At 35.7% G+C, this 21,773-nt stretch carries 21 protein-coding genes, 1 tRNA gene and 1 pseudogene; 14 read left to right on the top strand and 9 right to left on the bottom strand.

Features of this window, described 5'->3' with window-relative positions; genetic code table 11:
- Window positions 1-57: 57 nt before the first annotated feature.
- The 7 genes and pseudogenes from ACZ2G0_RS05240 (at window position 58) to ACZ2G0_RS05210 (ending at window position 7,497) form a co-directional block, all read left to right on the top strand.
- Window positions 58-966: a pseudouridine synthase gene (locus ACZ2G0_RS05240; RefSeq protein WP_300285665.1), complete on the top strand. Its 909-nt coding sequence runs from the start codon at window positions 58-60 to the stop codon at window positions 964-966.
- A gap of 212 nt (window positions 967-1,178) precedes the next feature.
- Entirely contained in the window at window positions 1,179-2,945 is a 1,767-nt protein-coding gene (locus tag ACZ2G0_RS05235; protein WP_470309311.1) for a DUF885 domain-containing protein, read from the top strand.
- A 5-nt stretch (window positions 2,946-2,950) separates the two neighbouring features.
- Window positions 2,951-3,637 (top strand): hypothetical protein, encoded by a 687-nt coding sequence (locus ACZ2G0_RS05230; RefSeq protein WP_470309310.1) that lies wholly within the window; start codon window positions 2,951-2,953, stop codon window positions 3,635-3,637.
- Between the two features lie 470 nt (window positions 3,638-4,107).
- Window positions 4,108-4,305: pseudogene (locus ACZ2G0_RS05225) on the top strand (DUF885 family protein); the annotation flags it as partial.
- Between the two features lie 33 nt (window positions 4,306-4,338).
- A complete protein-coding gene (locus ACZ2G0_RS05220) occupies window positions 4,339-4,785 on the top strand; it encodes a hypothetical protein (protein ID WP_470309309.1) in 447 nt (148 codons plus the stop codon).
- A 111-nt stretch (window positions 4,786-4,896) separates the two neighbouring features.
- Entirely contained in the window at window positions 4,897-5,010 is a 114-nt protein-coding gene (locus ACZ2G0_RS05215; RefSeq protein ID WP_470309308.1) for a hypothetical protein, read from the top strand.
- Window positions 5,011-5,238: 228 nt separating this feature from the next.
- Window positions 5,239-7,497: a glycoside hydrolase family 3 N-terminal domain-containing protein gene (locus tag ACZ2G0_RS05210; protein WP_470309307.1), complete on the top strand. Its 2,259-nt coding sequence runs from the start codon at window positions 5,239-5,241 to the stop codon at window positions 7,495-7,497.
- A 162-nt stretch (window positions 7,498-7,659) separates the two neighbouring features.
- On the opposite strand, the gene ACZ2G0_RS05205 is transcribed toward ACZ2G0_RS05210, so the two are convergent.
- Window positions 7,660-7,741, bottom strand: a tRNA-Leu gene (locus ACZ2G0_RS05205).
- A 113-nt stretch (window positions 7,742-7,854) separates the two neighbouring features.
- On the opposite strand from ACZ2G0_RS05205, the gene ACZ2G0_RS05200 reads away from it, so the two are divergent.
- A complete protein-coding gene (locus tag ACZ2G0_RS05200) occupies window positions 7,855-9,243 on the top strand; it encodes a dipeptidase (protein WP_470309306.1) in 1,389 nt (462 codons plus the stop codon).
- 149 nt (window positions 9,244-9,392) lie between these two features.
- On the opposite strand, the gene ACZ2G0_RS05195 is transcribed toward ACZ2G0_RS05200, so the two are convergent.
- Window positions 9,393-9,968, bottom strand: a complete 576-nt coding sequence (locus ACZ2G0_RS05195; protein WP_470309305.1) for a hypothetical protein — start codon at window positions 9,966-9,968, stop codon at window positions 9,393-9,395.
- Between the two features lie 231 nt (window positions 9,969-10,199).
- Between ACZ2G0_RS05195 and ACZ2G0_RS05190 the strand changes: the two genes are divergently transcribed.
- From ACZ2G0_RS05190 to ACZ2G0_RS05180, 3 genes are read left to right on the top strand one after another with little or no spacing between them, the layout of a single operon-like run.
- Window positions 10,200-10,631, top strand: a complete 432-nt coding sequence (locus ACZ2G0_RS05190) for a toxin-antitoxin system YwqK family antitoxin (protein ID WP_470309304.1) — start codon at window positions 10,200-10,202, stop codon at window positions 10,629-10,631.
- A gap of 11 nt (window positions 10,632-10,642) precedes the next feature.
- A complete protein-coding gene (locus ACZ2G0_RS05185; protein ID WP_300285650.1) occupies window positions 10,643-11,017 on the top strand; it encodes a BlaI/MecI/CopY family transcriptional regulator in 375 nt (124 codons plus the stop codon).
- Entirely contained in the window at window positions 11,014-12,480 is a 1,467-nt protein-coding gene (locus tag ACZ2G0_RS05180) for a M56 family metallopeptidase (protein ID WP_470309303.1), read from the top strand. Before ACZ2G0_RS05185 ends, ACZ2G0_RS05180 begins: the two co-directional genes overlap by 4 nt.
- Window positions 12,481-12,550: 70 nt before the next feature.
- Here the strand turns inward: ACZ2G0_RS05180 and ACZ2G0_RS05175 are convergent, their stop codons facing one another.
- On the bottom strand, window positions 12,551-13,909 hold the full coding sequence (locus ACZ2G0_RS05175; RefSeq protein WP_470309302.1) for a saccharopine dehydrogenase family protein: 1,359 nt from the start codon (window positions 13,907-13,909) through the stop codon (window positions 12,551-12,553).
- 160 nt (window positions 13,910-14,069) lie between these two features.
- On the opposite strand from ACZ2G0_RS05175, the gene ACZ2G0_RS05170 reads away from it, so the two are divergent.
- From ACZ2G0_RS05170 to ACZ2G0_RS05160, 3 genes are all read left to right on the top strand, one after another.
- Window positions 14,070-14,456, top strand: a complete 387-nt coding sequence (locus ACZ2G0_RS05170; protein WP_470309301.1) for a DUF423 domain-containing protein — start codon at window positions 14,070-14,072, stop codon at window positions 14,454-14,456.
- Window positions 14,457-14,534: 78 nt separating this feature from the next.
- Window positions 14,535-16,136: a phosphoenolpyruvate carboxykinase (ATP) gene (pckA, locus tag ACZ2G0_RS05165; RefSeq protein WP_470309300.1), complete on the top strand. Its 1,602-nt coding sequence runs from the start codon at window positions 14,535-14,537 to the stop codon at window positions 16,134-16,136.
- 156 nt (window positions 16,137-16,292) lie between these two features.
- Window positions 16,293-17,393 carry a DUF4407 domain-containing protein gene (locus tag ACZ2G0_RS05160; protein ID WP_470309299.1) on the top strand — a complete coding sequence of 367 codons (1,101 nt, stop codon included), beginning with the start codon at window positions 16,293-16,295 and terminating at the stop codon, window positions 17,391-17,393.
- A 208-nt stretch (window positions 17,394-17,601) separates the two neighbouring features.
- On the opposite strand, the gene ACZ2G0_RS05155 is transcribed toward ACZ2G0_RS05160, so the two are convergent.
- From ACZ2G0_RS05155 to ruvC, 6 genes are all read right to left on the bottom strand, one after another.
- The gene (locus ACZ2G0_RS05155) at window positions 17,602-18,294 is read right to left on the bottom strand and encodes a PH domain-containing protein (protein ID WP_470309298.1); all 693 of its coding nucleotides are present in this window, start codon (window positions 18,292-18,294) and stop codon (window positions 17,602-17,604) included.
- A gap of 71 nt (window positions 18,295-18,365) precedes the next feature.
- Complete coding sequence (locus tag ACZ2G0_RS05150; protein WP_470309297.1) at window positions 18,366-18,731, bottom strand: MmcQ/YjbR family DNA-binding protein; 366 nt, start codon at window positions 18,729-18,731, stop codon at window positions 18,366-18,368.
- Window positions 18,732-18,743: 12 nt separating this feature from the next.
- Window positions 18,744-19,145 carry a GNAT family N-acetyltransferase gene (locus ACZ2G0_RS05145; protein WP_470309296.1) on the bottom strand — a complete coding sequence of 134 codons (402 nt, stop codon included), beginning with the start codon at window positions 19,143-19,145 and terminating at the stop codon, window positions 18,744-18,746.
- Window positions 19,142-19,894, bottom strand: a complete 753-nt coding sequence (locus ACZ2G0_RS05140; RefSeq protein WP_470309295.1) for a cyclase family protein — start codon at window positions 19,892-19,894, stop codon at window positions 19,142-19,144. The genes ACZ2G0_RS05145 and ACZ2G0_RS05140 overlap by 4 nt, the downstream gene beginning before the upstream one ends.
- A 93-nt stretch (window positions 19,895-19,987) precedes the next feature.
- Window positions 19,988-21,121: a radical SAM family heme chaperone HemW gene (gene hemW / locus ACZ2G0_RS05135; protein WP_470309294.1), complete on the bottom strand. Its 1,134-nt coding sequence runs from the start codon at window positions 21,119-21,121 to the stop codon at window positions 19,988-19,990.
- Between the two features lie 72 nt (window positions 21,122-21,193).
- Entirely contained in the window at window positions 21,194-21,748 is a 555-nt protein-coding gene (ruvC, locus tag ACZ2G0_RS05130) for a crossover junction endodeoxyribonuclease RuvC (RefSeq protein WP_470309293.1), read from the bottom strand.
- Window positions 21,749-21,773: the final 25 nt, after the last annotated feature.

Raw genomic sequence — 21,773 nt, 5'->3', positions numbered from 1 at the left:
TGGAGTTATTGATTGCCAATTATATAAATAGTATCTTTGCGCAAATTATCGATTATTATGAATAACAAGGAAGGCAATAATAAAAGTGGCGGCGGAAGAGCAAATAGCTCACGACCACACTCTAATAAGCCAAAACCTGCCATGCAGAAGCGCGCTCAAGGGCCTAAAAAAGTAAAAGTTACTACTAAAGTTGCAGAAGTTGCTACTGATAAAGTAGAGAAAAAAGCGAATCAGGCACCAAAAAGACCTAAGGTTAAAGACGAAATAAGATTGAATAAATACATCTCGAACTCAGGCGTGTGCTCGCGTCGTGATGCGGATATTTACATTCAATCAGGTACAGTAAAAGTAAATGGTGTTGCCGTAACCGAGATGGGTTACATGGTAAAGCCAGGTGATGTAGTTAACTTTGATGGTGCTACATTAACTCCTGAAAAAAAGGTTTATATCTTATTGAACAAACCTAAAAACTTTACCACTGCCATGGACGAAGGGCAGGAATTTCGTAATGTTTTAGAATTAGTAAAAGGTTCTACTACAGCAAAAATTGGTGCCGTAGGAAGAATGGATAAAAATACAACTGGATTATTGTTGTTTACTAATGATACGGATATGATTCGTAAATTTACGTTACCAACCAATAAATCATCTAAAATCTACCAAGTTTCATTAGATAAAAATTTGAAATTTGAGGACTTAGAAAAAATAAACAAAGGCCTTGTTCTTGATGGACACCGCGTATTTGTTGAAGATATAAGTTATATTGAAGGTGAAGCTAAAAGCGAAATAGGTTTAAAATTAAGATCAGCTAACGTAAAAGTGGTTCGTTCTATATTTGAACATTTTAGCTATGATGTATTGCGAATTGACCGTGTTTCATTTGCTGGTTTAACTAAGAAGAACCTTCCTAGAGGAAACTGGAGATTGCTGACGGAGCAAGAAATTATCAACTTGAAAAATGTGTAAATTTCATTTTTAAGCTATACTAAATCCTATTCGATATTGAATAGGATTTTTTTTGGTCTTTACTTTCCTTTCTGTAGTAGTTAACTAAAAAAGTTCTCGCCTACTTATGTTAAAAAAGCGATGAATAGGCTATTGCAGAAACTTACGAAGTTAATTAGCGCGCTTTTAATTAAAATTATCATAGCTTTACGTAAACTTAATTTTGATAAATAATGAAAAAAACTTCGGTATTTCTAACTGCAATTCTCTGTTCAGCCCTATTGGTGAATTGCAAATCAGAAAGTAAAAAAATAGATTTTTCGACTGTAACTAAGCAGTACTTTGATGATAAAAACGCACTAGATCCTTTAGGCGCAACACAAAACGGACAAAATCAATACAACGATCAGTTGCAATTTGAAATGACCGACAGCTTTAGAAAAGCTCAATTTGAGTTTTTTGATAAATATGATAAAACCTTGGACACAATCGATAGCAAAAACCTTTCGGCAGAGGAAAAAAACAGCTACGAGATAATCAAATGGGAAGTTGCCGTTGGGAAAGAGCTGCTAAACGAACCTACGAATTTAATGCCCGTACACCAATTTTGGGGGACACACCTAACCATGGGACAATTTGCAGGAGGAAGTAGTGCTCAACCTTTTAAAACGGAGAAAGATTATACTAATTTCTTGAAAAGAATGGACACGTATAGCGTATGGATTGACTCCGCTATGGTATACATGAAAAAAGGAATTGCGAAAGGTGCAGTTTTACCAAAATCATTAACTGTAAAAGTGATTCCACAATTTGACGAGATGGCAACCTCAAATATCGAAGAAAATTTATTTTATTCAGCTATAAAAATAATGCCCGACAGCTTTTCAGTAGAAACAAAAAAGGACATTACTGCTAAATATACCGCAATGATCAATGAAAAACTGATTCCGCAGTACAAAAAAATGGCTGCCTTTTTAAAAACCGAATACTTACCGGCATCCCGAGCAACAAGTGGGATTGGTAGTTTGCCTTTTGGACAAAAACTATACTCAACCTACGTAAAACAGTGGACTACGACAGCTATGACTCCCGCAGAAATTCATGAATTAGGACTTAATGAAGTAGCGCGTTTAACTGCCGAAATGGAAAAAGTAAAAAAACAAGTAGGATTTGAAGGAACACTTTTGGAATTTTTCGAATATGTTCGCAACAAGCCAGAGTTAAAACCATTTAAAAAACCGGAAGAAGTAATCGCAAATTTTGAGCGAATTTACAGTGTAATCAAGCCTAATGTAGATAAATTGTTCTCTCTACAGCCTAAAACAAAATTTGAGATTAGAAGAACAGAAGCGTTTAGAGAGAATACCGCAAGTGCTGAATACAATCAAGGAGCAGCTGACGGGTCAAGACCAGGTGTTTTTTATGTTCCAATTCCGGATGTAAAAGAATACAATATGTATGGCGATGAAGATTTGTTTTTACATGAAGCTATTCCGGGTCACCACTTTCAGATTTCATTGCAGCAAGAAAATGAGAACCTTCCTGATTTTAGAAAATACAATTGGTTTGGTGCCTACGGCGAAGGATGGGCGTTATACACAGAAAGCTTAGGGAAAGAACTAGGATTATATAAAGATCCTTATCAGTATTTTGGGATGTTAGGAAACGAAATGCACCGAGCCGTGAGATTAGTGGTTGACACCGGTTTGCACAGCAAAGGATGGACGAGAGAACAAGCCATTAAATACTCTTTAGCAAACGAAGCCGAAAGTGAAGCAAGTATCACGACCGAAATCGAACGCTACATGGCCATTCCTGGACAAGCACTATCTTATAAAATAGGACAGTTAAAAATCATGGAACTTCGCAAAAGAGCACAAGACAAAATGGGAAAACAATTTGACATTAAAAAATTCCACGAAAAAGTATTAGAATCTGGAGTAATGCCACTTGCTTTATTAGAGAGTAAAATTGATGGTTGGATAAAAAACAAAAATTAAATATCATGAAAAAATTAATGCTCACCACCGTTCTATCTGTATTTTCATTATCAGTAAACTCACAAGCTATATTGAACGCGCTAGAACCTAGTACAACAAGCTATTTATATCGAAGTGACATATTGACCAAGGGAGATTTGAAATCAGTAGAAGGCTCAACATATTTTATTGATGAATTTAGACCTGCAGTTGTCACCGGTGTAAAGGAAAAAATAATGGTACGTTACAATGCATTCACTGACATTTTTGAAGTTCAGTCGCCTACAATGGAAGTATTTCCGTTAATTAAAAAAGAACCGTTCAACACAATAACCATTTACCCATCCACAACTAAAATTAAGTTACTAGATTACCAAACAAAGCAAACCAAAGAATATGGGTACCTTGTTGAGTTATTTTTCTCCCAAAAAATAGCAGTTTACAGAAGAGATCGAATAATTTTACAAAAAGGAAGAGAAGCTTCTAGCACCTATACACAAGACGTACCCGCTACCTATGCAAAAGCAGATACAGAGTTTTTTATCAGTAAAAATAATGAAATACCTTTTCTATTTCCGCGGAATAAAAAGGACTTATTTGAGCTGTTCCCCGAAAAAACTACAGCATTAACTGATTATATTAAAAAGAATAACTTTTCCACCAAAGATGAAAAAAGCATTATAAATCTAATACGTTTTATCTCAGAATTGTAAAGGAGACCCAGAAGCGCCTTTATAATAAGGCGCTTTTTTGGATCAAACTTAAAAATTACATGGAAAGATATTTGTATTTAATAAATGAAATCCTGATCTAAGGCTCTTAAAACCAATTACTAAAATTAATACTAACAGCAACTGATTTTTGACTTTTTCGAATGGATATCCCACCGAAAATTAAATGAAGTTTTGCATTCATTTTTATAAGGAATTCAACCTATATGATATAAATACAGCTACAATAATCTAATTTTTAATAGATTACCTATCTTAAATACAAATCATAATTTTTAAATTCATGGAAACTAAGTTATATCATTTCACAAAACCTATCTTGATTAAGGTATGAGAAGAGTAGCTTTTAATACTGATAGCTATTGCAACTAATAAAGCACTAGAGTTTTTATTTTATTCAAAAACGAATAATAGATCCCTAACCACATAGTTGTGATGCTATTTTGTACTTCTACATGGCCATTCCTGGACAAGCGCTATCTTATAAAATAGGACAGTTAAAAATCATGGAGCTTCGCAAGAGAGCGCAAGACAAAATGGGAAAACAATTTGACATTAAAAAATTCCACGAAAAGGTTTTGGAATCTGGAGTAATGCCACTTGCTTTATTAGAGAGTAAAATTGATGGTTGGATCACCGAGAAAAAATAATTGAATCATTTAAATTGATATAAAAAATAACCTATGGATATTCCCAAAAAACTAATACAGGAAGCTTGCCTTCAAAAACAGAATGATTTAATTGATGGATTTACAACTCGATTAGAGCTCATGGAATCTGATGCCGTGGACCACGACCACTCACCAAGTCAATCTGAAAGTCGCACAGCAGGTAAAATGGAATTAATTAATGCTATTGGTAACGAACTTACCTTTGCACAAAGGGAAATGGAATTCCTAAAGAGTTTAGATCCTTCAAAAGTTTGTGATATAGTAGAACCAGGAGCAGTTGTTGTTACTGATAAAATGACTTTTTACATTTGTGTTTCTATTGAAAATTTTGAAGTTGCTGGAACAGCTTTTTTTGGAATGTCCTACAAAGCCCCACTTTATGCTGAAATGCGCGGTCTTAAAAAGGATTCGTCGTTCAAATACAATGAAACCGAATACAAAATCCTTGACATTTATTAGACCTAATTAAAAAAAATGCTTTATTCACCAAAACCTCTTTTGCACTGCCTAAGAGGTTTTTACTATTAATAAATAAAAATCAGGGAGCTTCGCAAAAGAGCGCAAGACAAAATGGAAAAACAATTTGACATTAAAAAATTCTACGAAAAGGTTTTGGAATCTGGAGTAATGCCACTCGCTTTATTAGAAAGCAAAATTGATGGTTGGATCGCTGAAAAAAAATAAAATTACCCATATATTCATTTTAAAAAGGTCTCCTTGCATTTTCAAGGAGACCTTTTTTTGTACCCTTATTGCTGAATTTTATTTAAAAAAAGAGGCAAAATCTGTTCAAATCATCATAATTTCAAAAAACGAAAACGTTAAAGTTATCCTATTCTTGTAAAAATGCGCTACAAAAAAATAATCCCTAAAAAAAGGAGTACTTTTAAGGACTAATAATCTAAGTACATTATGAAAAGAACAATCCTATTATTGCTTGCGCTATACTTAACTTCAGCTACTTCATTTAGTCAAACTAAAAAGACTGCAATTGACAAAAAAGTATCTGAATTACTTTCTAAGATGACGATTGAAGAAAAAGTGGGACAAATGACTCAGATGACCGTAACTGGTTTTGAAATTAAAGGGCAAGCTGGTGTTTTTGACATGGTTAAGTTACGAGAAGGAATTCAAAATTATCATATCGGTTCGATTTTAAACGTCCCAAATCCTGGTGCTCCAACCATTCAAAAATGGAAAGAAGTACTTACAACTATCAACAACGAAGCGAACAAAACTCGCTTAAAAATTCCTGTTTTGTATGGTATTGACGCCATTCATGGATCAAGTTACACAGCAGGAGCCACTTTATTTCCGCAACAAATAGGTATTGCGGCTACATTTAATACTGACATCGTTAAAAGAGCTGCTGAAATTTCGGCATATGAAACACGAGCTTCCTCAATCCCTTGGGTATTTTCTCCCGACTTAGATTTACCAAGGAATCCTTCGTGGTCTCGCATGTGGGAATCTTTCGGCGAGGACGCTTATTTATCCTCGCAAATGGGCGTAGCAATGGTTGAAGGATTTGAAGGCAAAGATGTGGGATCTAAATACAACGTAGCTTCATGCATGAAACATTACATTGGATACGGAAGCACCACCACCGGAAAGGACAGAACACCTAGTATTATTCCCGAACGTGTTTTGAGACAATTTGATTTAACTATTTACCAAGCCGCTATAAAAGCAGGGGCTAAAAGTATTATGGTTAGCTCAGGAGAAATCAATGGTACTCCGGTGCACGCCAGCAAACATTTAATCACTACTATTTTAAAAAATGAACTAGGCTTTTCAGGGGTTGTCGTGACTGATTGGAAAGATATTATTTACCTCTACACAAGGCATAAAGTAGCCGAGAATAACAGGGATGCCGTTAAAAAAGCTGTTTTGGCAGGAATCGATATGAGTATGGTACCTGAAGACTACAGTTTTTATACTGATTTATTGGATTTAGTTGCCAAAGGCGAAGTACCGATGTCTCGCATAGACGATGCGGTTACCCGAATTTTACGAATGAAATTCGAAGTCAATCTGTTTGAAAGCAATAGTGCTGATTTAAAGGACTATCCTAAATTTGGTTCCCAAGAATTCATAGATGTCGCTTATAATGCAGCTGCTGAATCTATCACATTATTAAAAAACAAAGCCGCAATCTTACCTTTGAGTAAAACAGAAAAAATTTTAGTAACAGGTCCAACCGCCAATAGCATGAAATACTTGAACGGTGGGTGGTCATATAACTGGCAAGGTGAAAACTCTGATAAGTATGCTGCAGATAAATTTACGATTCTTGAAGCAGTTGAAAACAAAATAGGAAAAACCAACGTACTTTACACCGCTGGTGCTGATTTAGAAAAAGAAGATGATGCCGAAATTTTAAAAGCAGTTGCACTTGCCCAAGATGCGAGCAAAATTATTTTGTGTCTGGGCGAAAAAAACTATACGGAAACTCCCGGAGACATTAGTAACTTATACCTAAGCCAACCGCAAATAAAACTGGCTTTAGCTTTATCAAAATTAAATAAGCCTATTGTTTTAATCTTAAACGAAGGTCGACCAAGAATAATAAGTGATTTCGAAGATAAAATGGAAGCTGTAATTCAGTGCTACTTACCCGGAAATGAAGGTGCAAGAGCACTTGTAGATATTTTGTATGGAGAGGTAAACCCAAGCGGAAGATTACCGTACAACTACCCTCGCTATACCAACTCTCTTGAAAAGTACAATCGAAAATATACCGAAAGTCTGGGAGACGAAGAACAAAATAACGATGCACAGTACCAAAAAAGCTATTCTCCACAATATGAATTTGGAACAGGATTATCTTATACTTCGTTTGAGTATTCGAACTTAACAATCGATAAATCCCAAATTAGCCATTCTGATTCAGTAACAGTAACAATTGATGTAACCAATACAGGAAAACGTGCCGGAAAAGAAGCAGTATTACTCTACTTATCAGATAAGGTAGCTAGCATCACGCCAGAGGTTAAAGCATTAAAACGTTTTGAAAAAATAAGCTTAGCTCCCTATGAAACTAAAAAAGTAACATTTACATTAAATCAAAAAGACCTGCAATTTGTGGGAGAAGATTTAAAATGGATTGCCGAGGACGGTACATTTACAATTCAAATTGGGAATCAAACCAAAGATTTCATTTTAAAATAATGATTGAACTCACAAAGACTTCTCTACAATGAGGAGTCTTTTTTTTTTGCAACAGAATACCAGAATCTTGTAGCTCCAACTTTTGAACTTGACCCCCGTTTTGGAGGGGGAAGTATGTGTTTTGGAAATAAAAAAAGCTTCTCGATTGAGAAGCTTTTTTAGTGCGGATAATAGGACTCGAACCTACACGCCTTGCGGCACCAGATCCTAAGTCTGGCATGTCTACCAATTTCACCATATCCGCGTGCAATTGTGGGTGCAAATATAACTATAAGTTTGAACTTTCAAAGGATTTTTTTAAAAAAAAATATAATTCTATTTTTTGTACTTTTGAAATAATAAAAAATGAGTCACTCAATGGAAAATATCAAGTCATACGTTCAAGAAAACAAAGATCGTTTCATCAATGAATTAATCGAATTATTAAAAATACCTTCGGTAAGTGCTGATACCGCTTACTCTCAAGATGTTATCGACACATCCGAAGCCGTAAAACGCAGCTTAGAGCAAGCAGGTTGTGATTTCGTTGAAATATGCGAAACCGATGGATATCCTATCGTCTATGGAGAAAAAATGATCGATCCTACCTTACCTACTGTTTTGGTTTACGGGCATTACGATGTACAACCGGCTGATCCAATCGAATTATGGACATCTCCGCCATTCGAACCTGTTATTAAAACAACCGATTTACACCCTGAAGGAGCAATTTTTGCACGTGGTGCATGCGACGATAAAGGTCAAATGTACATGCACGTGAAAGCATTCGAATACATGATCAAAAACAACAACTTGCCTTGTAATGTGAAATTCATGATTGAAGGCGAGGAAGAAGTTGGGAGTGTTAACTTAAAAACATTTGTAGAAAACAACACAGAGAAATTAAAGAACGATGTAATCTTAATCTCTGATACCGGAATGATTTCTAATCAGCAGCCGTCTATTACAACTGGGCTTCGTGGTTTAAGTTATGTTGAAGTGGAAGTAACTGGGCCTAACCGCGATTTACATTCGGGCTTGTATGGTGGAGCTGTGGCGAATCCAATTAATATTTTATCTAAAATGATCGCGTCGCTTCATGATGAGAACAACCACATTACTATTCCTGGTTTTTATGATAATGTAGAAGAATTATCACTTGAAGAAAGAGCTGAAATGGCCAAAGCACCTTTTAGCCTAGAACAGTATAAAAACGCGCTAAAACTAAACGATGTGTATGGTGAAAAAGGATATACTACTAATGAACGAAACTCAATTCGTCCAACGTTAGACGTAAACGGAATTTGGGGCGGTTATATTGGTGAAGGCGCGAAAACAGTTATTGCTAGTCAGGCTTTCGCCAAAATATCAATGCGTTTAGTTCCAAATCAAGATTGGGAGCAAATTACCGAACTGTTCACCAAGCACTTTATGAGCATCGCTCCTGCTGGCGTTACTGTAAAGGTAAAACCACATCACGGAGGTCAAGGTTATGTAACACCTATTGATAGTATTGGGTACCAAGCGGCTAATATGGCGTATACTGAAACGTTTGGAGTTCCAGCGATTCCGGTTCGCTCTGGAGGAAGTATTCCAATAGTAGCTTTGTTCGAAAAAGAATTAAAAAGCAAGACCATCTTAATGGGATTTGGACTCGACAGCGATGCTATCCACTCGCCAAACGAACATTTTGGAATTTTTAATTACCTAAAAGGAATTGAAACCATTCCTTTATTCTACAAGTATTTTGTTGAATTAAGCAAATAAAATCAAATGATCACTTAGAAAATCCGTTCAGAAATGAACGGATTTTTTTTGACATGCCTTATAAGTTATGGATCGCTTTCTCTATTTAAACGATGCTACTGCAACATAATAACCAAAAAAAATCTCCAACCTAAGTTGGAGATTAAATACTATCGTTTCAATTTTTCTAATTTCTGTTGTGCTGATCTTAGATCTTCTTCTAATTTACTTACTTTCAATTCTTGTTTAGAAACCTTCAAGTTTTCTTTTTGCAATTCAACGTCTGATAATTTTCCTCTTGAAACCGACTTGTCTAATTTAGATTTCATTTTATCTAACTGCTTCTCGGCTTTGTCAATTTTATCATTTAATTTCTCAACTGACCTATCTGCCTTCTCGATACGTTTGGCTTCTTTCTCTGCTTTTTTTATCTCCTTCTCTCTCGCTTTGATTGCTTTTTCCCTTGCTTTTTGCTCTCTTTGCTTTGCCTTCTCCGCTCTTTTCAAACTTTTCTCAGCTCTGTCTTGTTCTCTTTGAGCACTTTTTCGGTCTTTTTCAGCTTGCTTCAATGCCTTTTCCGCTTTGGCTTGTTCTTTAAAAGCTTCCTTATTCAGCATTTCCTGCGAAACGGGCGCTTGTACTGGCATAACCACAACCGAATCCTTAACAACTGGAGCTGTCTCCTGAGCATAACCAAACTGCATTCCAAAAAACGCTAAAGCACATACTACTAATTTAGTTTTCATTCTATTTTTCTTTTTAAAAGTCATACTACAAAATTAACAAATATTAAGCCAAAACCACTCGTTTCGCTACGCTATTTTACTTGTACACTAACAAAATTCAACACATTTTATTCCAACCACGATCAGTAACTACCGCTAAATCAATTTCTTTCGTTCAATTTTTCATGAAATAAATTTGGATATCCAAAATTTTACTCTACATTTGTAGAAGAACCTCTTATTTTGTAGAATATGAAAAGTAAATCCCTAGTACTGTATTGCATTGCGATAGTTTTCGTTTCATGTTCAACTACTGTGACGAATCAAACTCTAAATAAAAAAAGAGAAGGCCTTTGGGTCGAAAAATACGCTTTGGATACTTTGCAATATAAATCAATTGGGAATTATAAAAACAATGAGCCAACTAAAAAATGGCGTTATTATTTAGATGGGAAAATAATTAAAAAAGAAAAATACAAAGCTCGTTTTTGTAAAACCAAATTATATCATCAAAATGGACAATTGCAATCTAAGGGAAAAACTGTTTTAGACACAAGCGGCAAATACGCGCATTGGTTTTACCAAGGAGAATGGAAATTTTATGACAATAAAGGAAAGTTACTGTCCCGAAGTACCTATAATGAGGGAGAACTAATCGCTGAAAAGAAGAAACTAAAAAATTAAAACAACATACAATGCAACAATTAACAAACTCTGAAGAACAATTGATGGAGCACCTTTGGAAATTAGAAAAAGCTTTCATGAAAGACCTATTGGAGGCATTTCCTGAGCCTAAACCTAAAACGACCACTGTTGCCACCTTATTAAAACGAATGATCGATAAAGATTTTGTTGCTTATACTGAATTTGGGAATTCTAGAGAATATTATCCATTGGTCAAGAAAACAGATTATTTTTCTAAACATGTCAATGGGTTAATAAAGAATTTCTTTAACGACTCTGCTTCTCAATTCGCTTCCTTTTTTACTAACGAAACGAATTTGTCAGCAAAGGAATTAGAAGAACTTCGAAAAATAGTAGATAGTGCCATTTTAAAAAAGAAAAAATGATAGACTTTTTAATCAAATCAACCGCATCCTTAGCTATTCTCTTGGCCTGCTATCACTTGTTGTTAGAAAAGGAAAAAATGCACCAATTCAATAGATTCTTTCTGTTATTTGGTTTAGTATTCTCTTTCTCTATTCCGTTTTTTACGATTGAGGTAATTGAGGAAGTTACCACCAAAACGCTTCCGCTAGATGCATTTCAATTAATACAAAACCCAACTACATCGGTTCAAGAAGCAACTAATTACTGGATGGTTCTTTTGTACACCGTCTATGGCGTGGTAACTCTGGTGCTATTGATTCGATTTATTAAAAATGGTTTACAATTATACATCCAATCAAAATCACAGACCGCAATACCTTTTCAAAATGCTAAACTAGTTTTGTTATCTAATCCCACACTACCTTACACTTTTTTAAATACCATCTTCATCAATAAAGAAGACTACAACAACCGGAAAATCGAGCATGAATTGTATACACACGAGCTCATTCATGTTACTCAAAAACACACTCTAGACATTTTATTGATAGAAACCCTAAAAGTTGTTTTTTGGTTTAACCCATTATTTTATTTCTACAAAAAAGCCATTCAACTCAACCACGAATTCCTTGCTGATGAGCACGTAGTGCAATCCCATAACAATGTTCCGTTTTACCAAAATCTATTAATAAGTAAGGCAAACGCGAACCCAACCTATTACTTGGCCAGTAATTTGAATTATTCAGTAACCAAAAAAAGATTAATTATGATGACAAAAAACACCTCAACCACGAGAAGCCTTATTAAAAAAGGCCTAGTAATCCCAATTTTGACAGCAATCGTATTTTCGTTTTGCACGAAAGTGGTAGCGCAAGAAAAAACGACTTCACAAGAAAATGCTACAAAAAGACCACTTTCTATTTTTGAAAACTACTATCAAAAAACCATTTTCGAAATCAAGGATGAGAGCGGAAAAGTAGTTGCTACTAAAAAATATTCAGAACTTACCTCTAAAGAGAAGCATATTGTCCCTCCAGTAATTCTCGACAAAAAAGAAGACTTTACCACTGAAAATTTGGAAAAGGCACTATCTAAAGGCGGACCTGCTAAATTTGTAGTAGATCCATTTGACAAAAAAAATATCAAAGTAAAAAGCGCAGATGAAAACGCCGTTTATAATAATGCTGGACTAACCGAGAATCCTGAATTCGAAGGTGGAATGGAGTTTTTCTATAAATTTGTGGCAAAAAATTATAGAGCTCCAGAAAAACAAGGATTAAAAGGAAAAGTTTACATTACTTTCATTGTAGAAAAAGATGGTTCAATTACTGATGTAAAATCATTAAGAGACATTGGTTATGGAACTGGAGAAGAAGCCATAAGGGTAATGAATATTTGCCCAAAATGGACTCCAGGGAAGATTAATGACGAACCTGTTCGAACCTTGTATAGTTTACCTATCACAATACAAACAGCTGGATAGAAAACAGTATAAACAACAAATCCGCTGCACTACTAGCGGATTTGTTTAACTAAAACTAAACTAAAAAAACTCAATCTGGTTTATAACCAAAGTATGGCATTGCTTCCTCTTTAAAGACAACGCCATATGCTTCTAACTCCTTTAATATTGGTAAATACACTTCTTTGTTAATAGGAAGTTGCACACCGGGAGTTTTAATTTTTCCATTTAATATTTGCAAAGTGGCAATCGCAACTGGCAGCCCTACTGTTTTTGCCATTGCGGTATACGTTTGATCGTCACCTAGACACACCATCTTTGAATCGATTTGTTTTTTTTCTCCGTTAAGTTCATATCCAAACTTATGATACATCACAATCATATCCTTGTCATCAGCTTGCAAGGTCCATTTATTATTCAATATCCTTTCTAAAATTTGGGCTGGAGTAGCATTTTTAAGTCCTACGATTTTATCTTTGTTGAATAGATCGAGTTCCAATAATTTATCCCACATGATATCATCTTGATCAATTTTTAAAATTAATCTTGTTTTAATCTCTACGGAATCCGTTGGGTGATACGGCAAAAATGAATTGACAAAATCGCGGTAACTCATTGTATCTGAGTTTTCCATCACGTAGCTATCATCAGTCATACCAAGTTGAACAAACATGTTCCAAGCCTTAGAAAATCCTACTTTTCGAATCGTTCCTCTATATAAAGTGAGCACATCATCTAAACCATAGACCGAGCGGTATTTTAGCGAGTCACGGTTAGAATACGCTTCAAAACGACCATATCCTTCCACATCAAGGAATTCTGTTCGTCGAAATAAATTGCAGTACGGAATGTATTTATAGGTTCCTTCTTGAACAAATTTAGCCGCTCCGCCCTGCCCTGCTAATACTACATTGCGCGGTGCCCAAGTAAATTTATAATTCCAAAGATTAGTATCGGATTCTGGTGCAACCAATCCACCACAAAAAGATTCGAACAAAAGCATTTTACCTCCTTTATCCCGAATTTCATCAATAACTTTCATTGCACTCATGTGATCGATCCCCGGATCCAGACCAATTTCATTCATGAAAACTAAATTATTTTCTTTTGCAGCAGCATCCAATTCCTGCATAGCCTCGCTAATATACGAGGCTGTAACCAAACTCTTTTTATGGATAATGCAATCTCTCGCCACTTCAATATGCAAATGCGCTGGAAGCATACTAATTACAATATCGGCTTTACTTATAGCTTCACTTCTTTGTATTGTATCAAAAATATCCAACGCAATAGCGGTAGCGTTAGGATGCCCATTTGTTTTTTTTTCGGCTAAAGCCAAAGATAAATCTCCAATTACAAGATGTACATTCTCAGTATCCGATTTTTGCAGCAAATATTGAATTAACGAAGAGGCTGATCTTCCTGCACCAATAATTAAAATGTGTCTCATAATTTGTATTTATAACACAAACATACAAATTTGTTGCATTTATAACAATGTTCTTGAACCAAAAGATTGTAAAATTTTTAACGAGTGTAGAACCCGAGCAGCTACTCAAATTTTAGTACTTTTGATTTAAATTGTAAACCTGTTTGAATTTCAAAACTCAATGACAAAAAAAATACTAACTACCGCCTCGCTATTAGGTGCTCTTGCCATCATTCTAGGTGCTTTTGGGGCACATGCTTTAAAAAAAGTACTCTCTTTAGACCAATTGAGCACTTTTGAAACGGGAGTAAAATACCAAATGTACCACGCCCTATTTTTATTAGTGATTCCCTCCATAACTAGCCTATCAGACAAAGCCAAAAAATCCATTTTAATCTTAGTACAATTAGGCGTCTTACTGTTTTCAGGATCAATTTATCTATTAGCGACGAACGACCTTACTTCCTTTAATTTTAAAGTTATCGGTTTTGTAACACCTATTGGAGGAGGCTTACTTATCTCAGCTTGGTGCGTTTTAATTTATCAAAATTGGACGAAAAAGTTATAAAAATAGAAATTTCAAATCGTATCTAAAATATAATATCTACTTTTGCAATTATAAATTAAACCACTCAATCATAATTTTATGAATAATAACACACCGTTTACGAAATCGATTTCGCCAACTGACTTAGGAATCGAAAACGCAAAGATTCATTACCAATTATCGGCCAGCGAATTACAAGCCAAAACTGTTGCATTAGGACAAGGAGTAGAAAACTCTACAGGAGCTCTAGCAATCAACACAGGTGAATTCACAGGACGCTCACCACAAGATCGATTTATTGTAAAAGATGCAATTACTGCAGATAAAGTATGGTGGGGAAAAGTAAATATACCATTTGAACCTTCAGCATTTGATGCTCTTTATAAAAAAGTAGCCGCTTATTTAAGCAACAAAGAAATATATGTTAGAGATTCGTACGTATGTGCCGATCCTAACTACCGTTTGAATGTACGTGTTATTACAGAAACACCTTGGGCAAACTTGTTTTGCTACAATATGTTTTTAAGACCATCAGAAAGCGAATTAGAAAACTTTACTCCTGAATGGACCGTAATGTGTGTTCCTAGTTTTATGGCAGACCCCGCTGTAGACGGAACGCGTCAGGCTAACTTTGCTATTTTAGATTTTACTAAAAAAGTAGCTTTGATTGGTGGAACCGGTTACACAGGCGAAATGAAAAAAGGAATTTTTTCGGCCTTGAACTTCATCCTTCCGGTTGACAAAAATACCCTTCCAATGCACTGTAGCGCCAATGTAGGTAATGATGGTGATACTGCCATTTTCTTTGGTTTATCTGGAACGGGTAAAACGACCTTATCTGCTGATCCAAAAAGAAAACTTATTGGAGACGACGAGCACGGATGGACGAATGAAAATACCGTTTTCAATTTTGAAGGAGGTTGTTACGCTAAAGTAATTAACCTTTCAGAGGAAAACGAACCTGATATTTTTAGAGCAATTAAAAAAGGGGCTATCCTTGAAAATGTGATTTTCAAAGAAGGGACTAATGAAGTTGATTTTGAAGATGTCTCTATCACACCAAATACGAGAGTTAGTTATCCTATTGACCATATCGACAATATTCAACCGGGATCTATTGGTAACAACCCAAAAAACATTTTTTTCCTAACAGCAGATTCTTTTGGGATTTTACCTCCAATATCTAAATTAACGCCTGGACAAGCGGCTTACCACTTTATCTCAGGATATACTGCAAAGGTTGCGGGTACAGAAGCAGGAGTAACAGAACCACAGCCTAATTTTTCGGCTTGTTTTGGTGCACCATTCATGCCACTACATCCTACAAAATATGCTGAGATGTTGAGCAAGAAAATTCAAGATGCAGGCGTACAAGTTTGGCTTATCAACACAGGATGGACTGGTGGCGCCTACGGTACCGGTAGCCGTATGAAGCTTAAATATACTCGTTCTATGATTACAGCTGCCCTTAATGGAGAACTTGATAATGTAGCTTATAGAAATCATGTGGTATTTGGAATTGCTATTCCACAAGAATGTCCAAACGTTCCTAGCGAGATCCTAAATCCAAGAAACACCTGGGAAGACAAAGATTTATACGACCAAAAAGCAATTGAATTAGGAAAAAAATTCAAAGACAATTTTGCCAAATTCGAAGAGTTTGCTAATGCTGAAATCATGGCAGGCGCACCTAACGCATAAGTTAATTATAATTCCAATTTTTAAAAGAGCTGTTCCTCCTGGAGCGGCTCTTTTTTGTTTTATGAAAACCGTAACTGAAAACAAATCAATATAATACAACAATATCTCATTTTTGGCGTTACATTTGCACTCATCAATCAAATCAAATTCATCATCATGTTAAAACAATTTTTCATTCTTTATTCTGGAGCAGACAAAGATCTTCTTGAAAACTGCTCCGAAGGCGAGCAAACTAAATTCGTAGGTATTGGCGCTACTGTTTTCTTTACCGCCGTTATGGCTTTTGTAGCTAGTGCTTATGCCTTATTTACCGTGTTTGATAACGTCTATCCAGCAGTTGCTTTTGGGTTAGTTTGGAGTTTATTAATCTTCAATCTCGATCGATTCATCGTTTCAACCATTCGCAAACGAGAAAAAAAATCGAGCGAGTTGCTACAAGCGTTGCCCCGAATTATATTAGCCGTCATTATTGCCATCGTAATATCCAAACCATTAGAAATTAAAATTTTCGAAAAAGAAATCAATACGGTCTTGCTTAAAGAAAAAAATGCCATGGCCCTTGCGAATAAAAAGGAAGTAGCTACGTACTTCAAATCTGATTTAGACAAGAACAAAACGGATATAGCTGCTTTAAAATCTGAAATTAGCACCAAAGAAAAAGAAGTCAATACGTTATACGAAACGTATATCACCGAAGCAGAAGGAACTTCCGGAACTAAAAAACTAGGCAAAGGTCCCGTATTTAAGGAGAAAATTGCCAAACATGACTTAGCAAAAAAAGAATTAGATAGTCTGCAAAAAAAGAACCTAGCTAAAATTGCCGAATTGGACAAAACAGCAGCAACTTTACAAACAGATCTTGATAAAAAAGTTAGTGAGACGCAACCTATCATTGATGGATTTGACGGCTTAATGGCTCGCATCAACGCACTGAACAAATTGCCATGGGCACCGTCGTTTTTTATCATGCTTTTGTTTCTTGCTATAGAAACCTCCCCAATAATTGCAAAGTTGCTTTCGCCAAAGGGAGAGTATGATTTTAAACTAGAAGATTTGGAAACCGCTTTAAAAGCAACGATCGAGCAGGATAAATACCAACGCAACTTGTTGGTAAAAACAAGTGCGCAAATGCACGATAAAGTCTATCAAGATATTGCTCAGGATAAAAAACTATATGATTTACAACGCCAAAAAGTAACGGAACTTTTAGAACTACAGGCTGCTAATTTTGTAGAGAAACAGAAAAGGACGCTTTAGTGAGAAGTGGCAGAGTTACAAAGTGGCAAAGTTGCAGAGTTACAAAGTCTCTCAGTCTCTAAGTTTCTAAGTTTCTAAGTTCAGAGTAGCAAAGTTTTTACGTTTGTAGCTTTATAGGTCAGAGAGATTAAAGCCTTAAAGTCAAAAGTCTTAAAGTTAGAACCGCTGTTCCTTCTTTAAGACTTTTGACTTTCGTTTTTAAGACTCTTTACATATGGCTTAAAATCTCTTTTTTATAAGCATCATATTCGCCTTGTAAGATCAAGCCATTGTCAAGTAGCTTTTTATAATTTTGTAGTTTTTCAAATAATTCATCTTGTGACATACTCGAAAACCCTTCTGCTTTGATTGCTTCAAGACTTGTAGTATCATCCTCCATTTGAGTATTGAAATCAGTTGTAGCAGGCATTATTTCGGCAAAATTAACGACTTCTTCGGTTTCAATTTCTTCAACATCATCTTCAACCGCCGCAATTGGCTCTGAAGCTGCAGCTTGCTTAGCGCCATGTTTTAAAATATCTAACTGCTCTTTAGCATAAGTCGAAATTTTTCGGGCTTGCGTTTTTGGAATGTAATCAATCGATACGGTCATGTCTGTTTTAGTTGAAAACGAAAATTCAGACCCTAATATATTTTCCTTAACAAAGGTAGCTTCGATTTGATCCCAAGTATAATCTATAAAATCCATTGACAATCCTAGATTCCTAGGTTGGCAAATAATAATTCTTTTGTTGGTTAAAACAATGCTGTCCGGAAAAACAGTAATTGCGGGCTTTTTTTGAACCCCGATATATCCTATCTCCTCATTTTTCATCATCAAATCATTCAATTTTGAAGTGATTTTCTCGATTGCCTTTGGATCTTGCTCCTCGTTTAAAAACTTTTTAATTTGTTCTTTCATTTTTAATTTAATTTACAGCAATGCTTTCTAATTTAGTGAATTGACCTACACTGCAAAAGTACTACCAAATTTTATAACTTGCTCATCTCCTCTCGCATTTTCTTAGTCAAACTCTTAAATACAAGTTCATACGAATGATCAATAAGTTCCTTTACCATATTATCCGGCAGGTCATTATTAATCCTTACCGTATTCCAGTGCACCTTACTCATATGCCAGCCGGGTACTATATCATCATATTGTGCCCGCAACTCTTCTCCTCGCTCGGGATCACATTTTAAGTTAACGCTTGGCGTTCCTTCTTCCCATTTTTTCAAAGAGGACAAAGCAAACATTTTACCGCCTACCTTAAAAACGATGGTGTCCTCATCAAAAGGAAAATGCTCAGTAACACCCTGTTTGGACAGGCAATATTCATAAAACAATTCTAAATTCATTGCACTAACATTTTATTTAATCACTTTTTCCATCATTCGTTCCGGTCGAGCCAAAAGTGCAAAACCAAATTTCTCATATAAAAAATGAGCATCTGCAGTGGCTAGTCTCCATATTTTAACCTGTTGCAATTGTGGCTCCTCTAACATCGCACGAATTAAATCTGACGAATATCCTTTTCCTCTGTGTTTTTCATCAATAAAAACATCCATAACGTAAGCAAAAACAATATAATCCGTAATTACTCTAGCAAAGCCAATTTGCTGCTCATCTAAGTAAATTCCAAAACAAAAAGAGTGATCGATAGTAGTTTGCACCTCGGCTATCGTTCTACCGGCCGACCAATAAACATCTTTTAGGAAATTTTGAATAAAAGGAACGTCTAACTTACTTTTATCAGTAGCAATCGTTATCATATTTTATACAAAACCGGTTTACTAGGAGAAGCATCATTTTCAAAAGAAGCGATTTGAAGGTTTAATAGGTAACTACCGTCGCTAATAGTATCATCAACAAAAATCATCTCGGTAATCGTTGCCTTTTTCCTTGCCTCTTCATTCAAATCATTCACATCCGTGACATTCCAAAACGCTTTGTGCGCTAGCAACTTCCCTTCATCTTTTTCTTTATCCACACTAGGTAAATCAATTAGCAAATGCTGGATTCCGCTTTCGCAAATGAAACGTGCTGCCTCTTCCGCAAGATAAGGCGGATTGGTATGGGAATATTTTCTTGACTTTTTAGATTCTTCATTGGGAAGGGTGCGAATAACAATCGCCTCCGGAGTTTGACCGTTCAGCGCTTTTTCAATTGCCTCTTTGGTAATAACCAAATCCTCTCCTCTTTTCTCTAAAGTGACCGAAACCAATTCAGCCTTAAAAAAAAACTGTTGTAAGGCTTGATTGATGCTGTAAAATTCGCGCGTAATATGCCCCAAACACTCGGTATGTGTGCCGTGACCATGCGGATTAAAGAATATATTATTAAAATTAGTAGAAGACATGCCCGAAGACACTTTACCAATCCATTCCCCAAATTTCACGGGTTCGATTACGGGTTTTTCAATGTACCACGCAATGGGATTGGAGTCAGTATTAGAGATTGGAATCGAAATATCTAGTGGTTTCGATAGATCTACTTTAAAATTTTCTATAGTTGCAATCATAATTTTATACCCCAAAGGGCAGTAAGATTTACGCTAAGATTACAAAACTGGGTTTCCCTTGAGAACAGTTTGCGAACCTTGCAATTAATTCGTTTACTCCAAATTTAAGTAAAACAAATCACTTGCTATCCCATCTGTCAAGAACTTTCCTTTTTTAGTAGGTTTTAAAATATCGTTTTCAATTGAAAGTAAACCATCCTTGAGGAATTTATCGGTTTGCTTCAACAAATAATCCAAGTACGATTGACCAAATTCAGATTGAATTCTGTTTAAAGAAACACCCCAAATCGTACGTAATCCGGTCATAATATATTCATTATAGCGATCTGCTTCGGATAGGACTTCCATTTCATTGGGCAAGGCATCTGCAGCAATTGCTTTTAAATACATTGGGTTATTTGCAATGTTCCAACTTCTAGAAACCCCGTCATAACTATGTGCCGAAGGTCCAATACCTATGTATTTTTTCCCCAACCAGTAAGCCGAATTGTTTTTAGAAAAATAGTTCTCTTTACCGAAATTGGACAATTCATAATGAATGAAACCATTTGCTTCGAGCGCTTCTACTAGAATCATAAAATGTTCCTGAGCCACCTCGTCATTTGGCTCGGCTACTTTTCCCGTTTGGATTAGTTTTTTTAATGCTGTTTTAGGCTCAACCGTTAGCGCATAACTGGAAATATGCGGAATACCGAAAGACAAGGCCGTTTCAATATTATTTCGCCATTTTTCATTACTCATTCCGGGAACGCCATAGATCAAGTCAATCGAAATATTATCAAAGTATTTGGTGGCTTCAGTCAGGCATTTTTGGGCCTCCGCCGAATTGTGTGCGCGATTCATCATTGTTAAATCGTCTTCAAAGAAAGACTGAATTCCGATGCTTAATCGATTGACCTTGCTCTTTGAAAGTTCCAAAATTCGCTCTGTAGAAAGATCATCAGGATTGGCCTCTAGTGTGATTTCTGGGTTTGCGGTAACCGTATAATTTTCATACACTTCGGCAATTAAAAAATCAATTTCAGCTGAAGTCAATACGCTAGGCGTTCCTCCTCCAAAATAAATTGTTTCCACATTCTCATTAGCAGATTCACTTTTGCGTAAGCGAATTTCTTTGGCCAAAGCCAAAACCATGTCTTCTTTCTTATTCATCGAAGTCGAAAAATGAAAGTCACAGTAATGACAGGCTTGCTTGCAAAAAGGGATGTGTATGTAGATTCCGGACATTGCTTTTTAGTATTCAGTAATCAGTTTATTAGTATTCAGTCTTAGATAAGTTTTCAGTACAAAGGCCGGAAACTATTTCTTCACTCTTTCTTCATTTTGTTTCACAAAAGCATCCCAACCGGTATAACTTTTAGTTCCAATTACCTTTCCTGAATTGAAAAAATGACAAACAGCAGCTGCCAGTCCATCGGTTGAATCGAGGTTTTTTGGTAGTTCTTTCAATCCTAAAAGTTGTTGTAGCATTTTGGCAACTTGCTCTTTGCTGGCATTTCCGTTACCGGTAATAGCCATTTTAATTTTCTTAGGCTCATATTCGGTTATGGGAATATCTCTTGACAATCCTGCCGCCATAGCCACACCTTGCGCACGACCCAACTTTAGCATAGACTGTACATTTTTACCAAAGAAAGGAGCTTCGATGGCTATTTCATCAGGATGATGCGTATCGATCAACTCAATGGTGCGCTCAAAAATACGTTTCAGTTTCATGTAATGGTCGTCCATTTTATTCAACTGCAATTCGTTTAATTGAATGAATTCCATTTTTTTATTGATAACCCGTATCAACCCAAAACCCATAATTGTGGTTCCAGGGTCAATTCCTAATATGATGCGTTCGTTAGCCAAAAGATTTGTTTAAAGTTTAAAGTTC

Source organism: Flavobacterium sp. KKT103 (assembly GCF_055640565.1).
The sequence above is the reverse complement of the archived record's forward strand: the minus strand, read 5'-3'. Positions and strand labels throughout refer to the sequence as shown.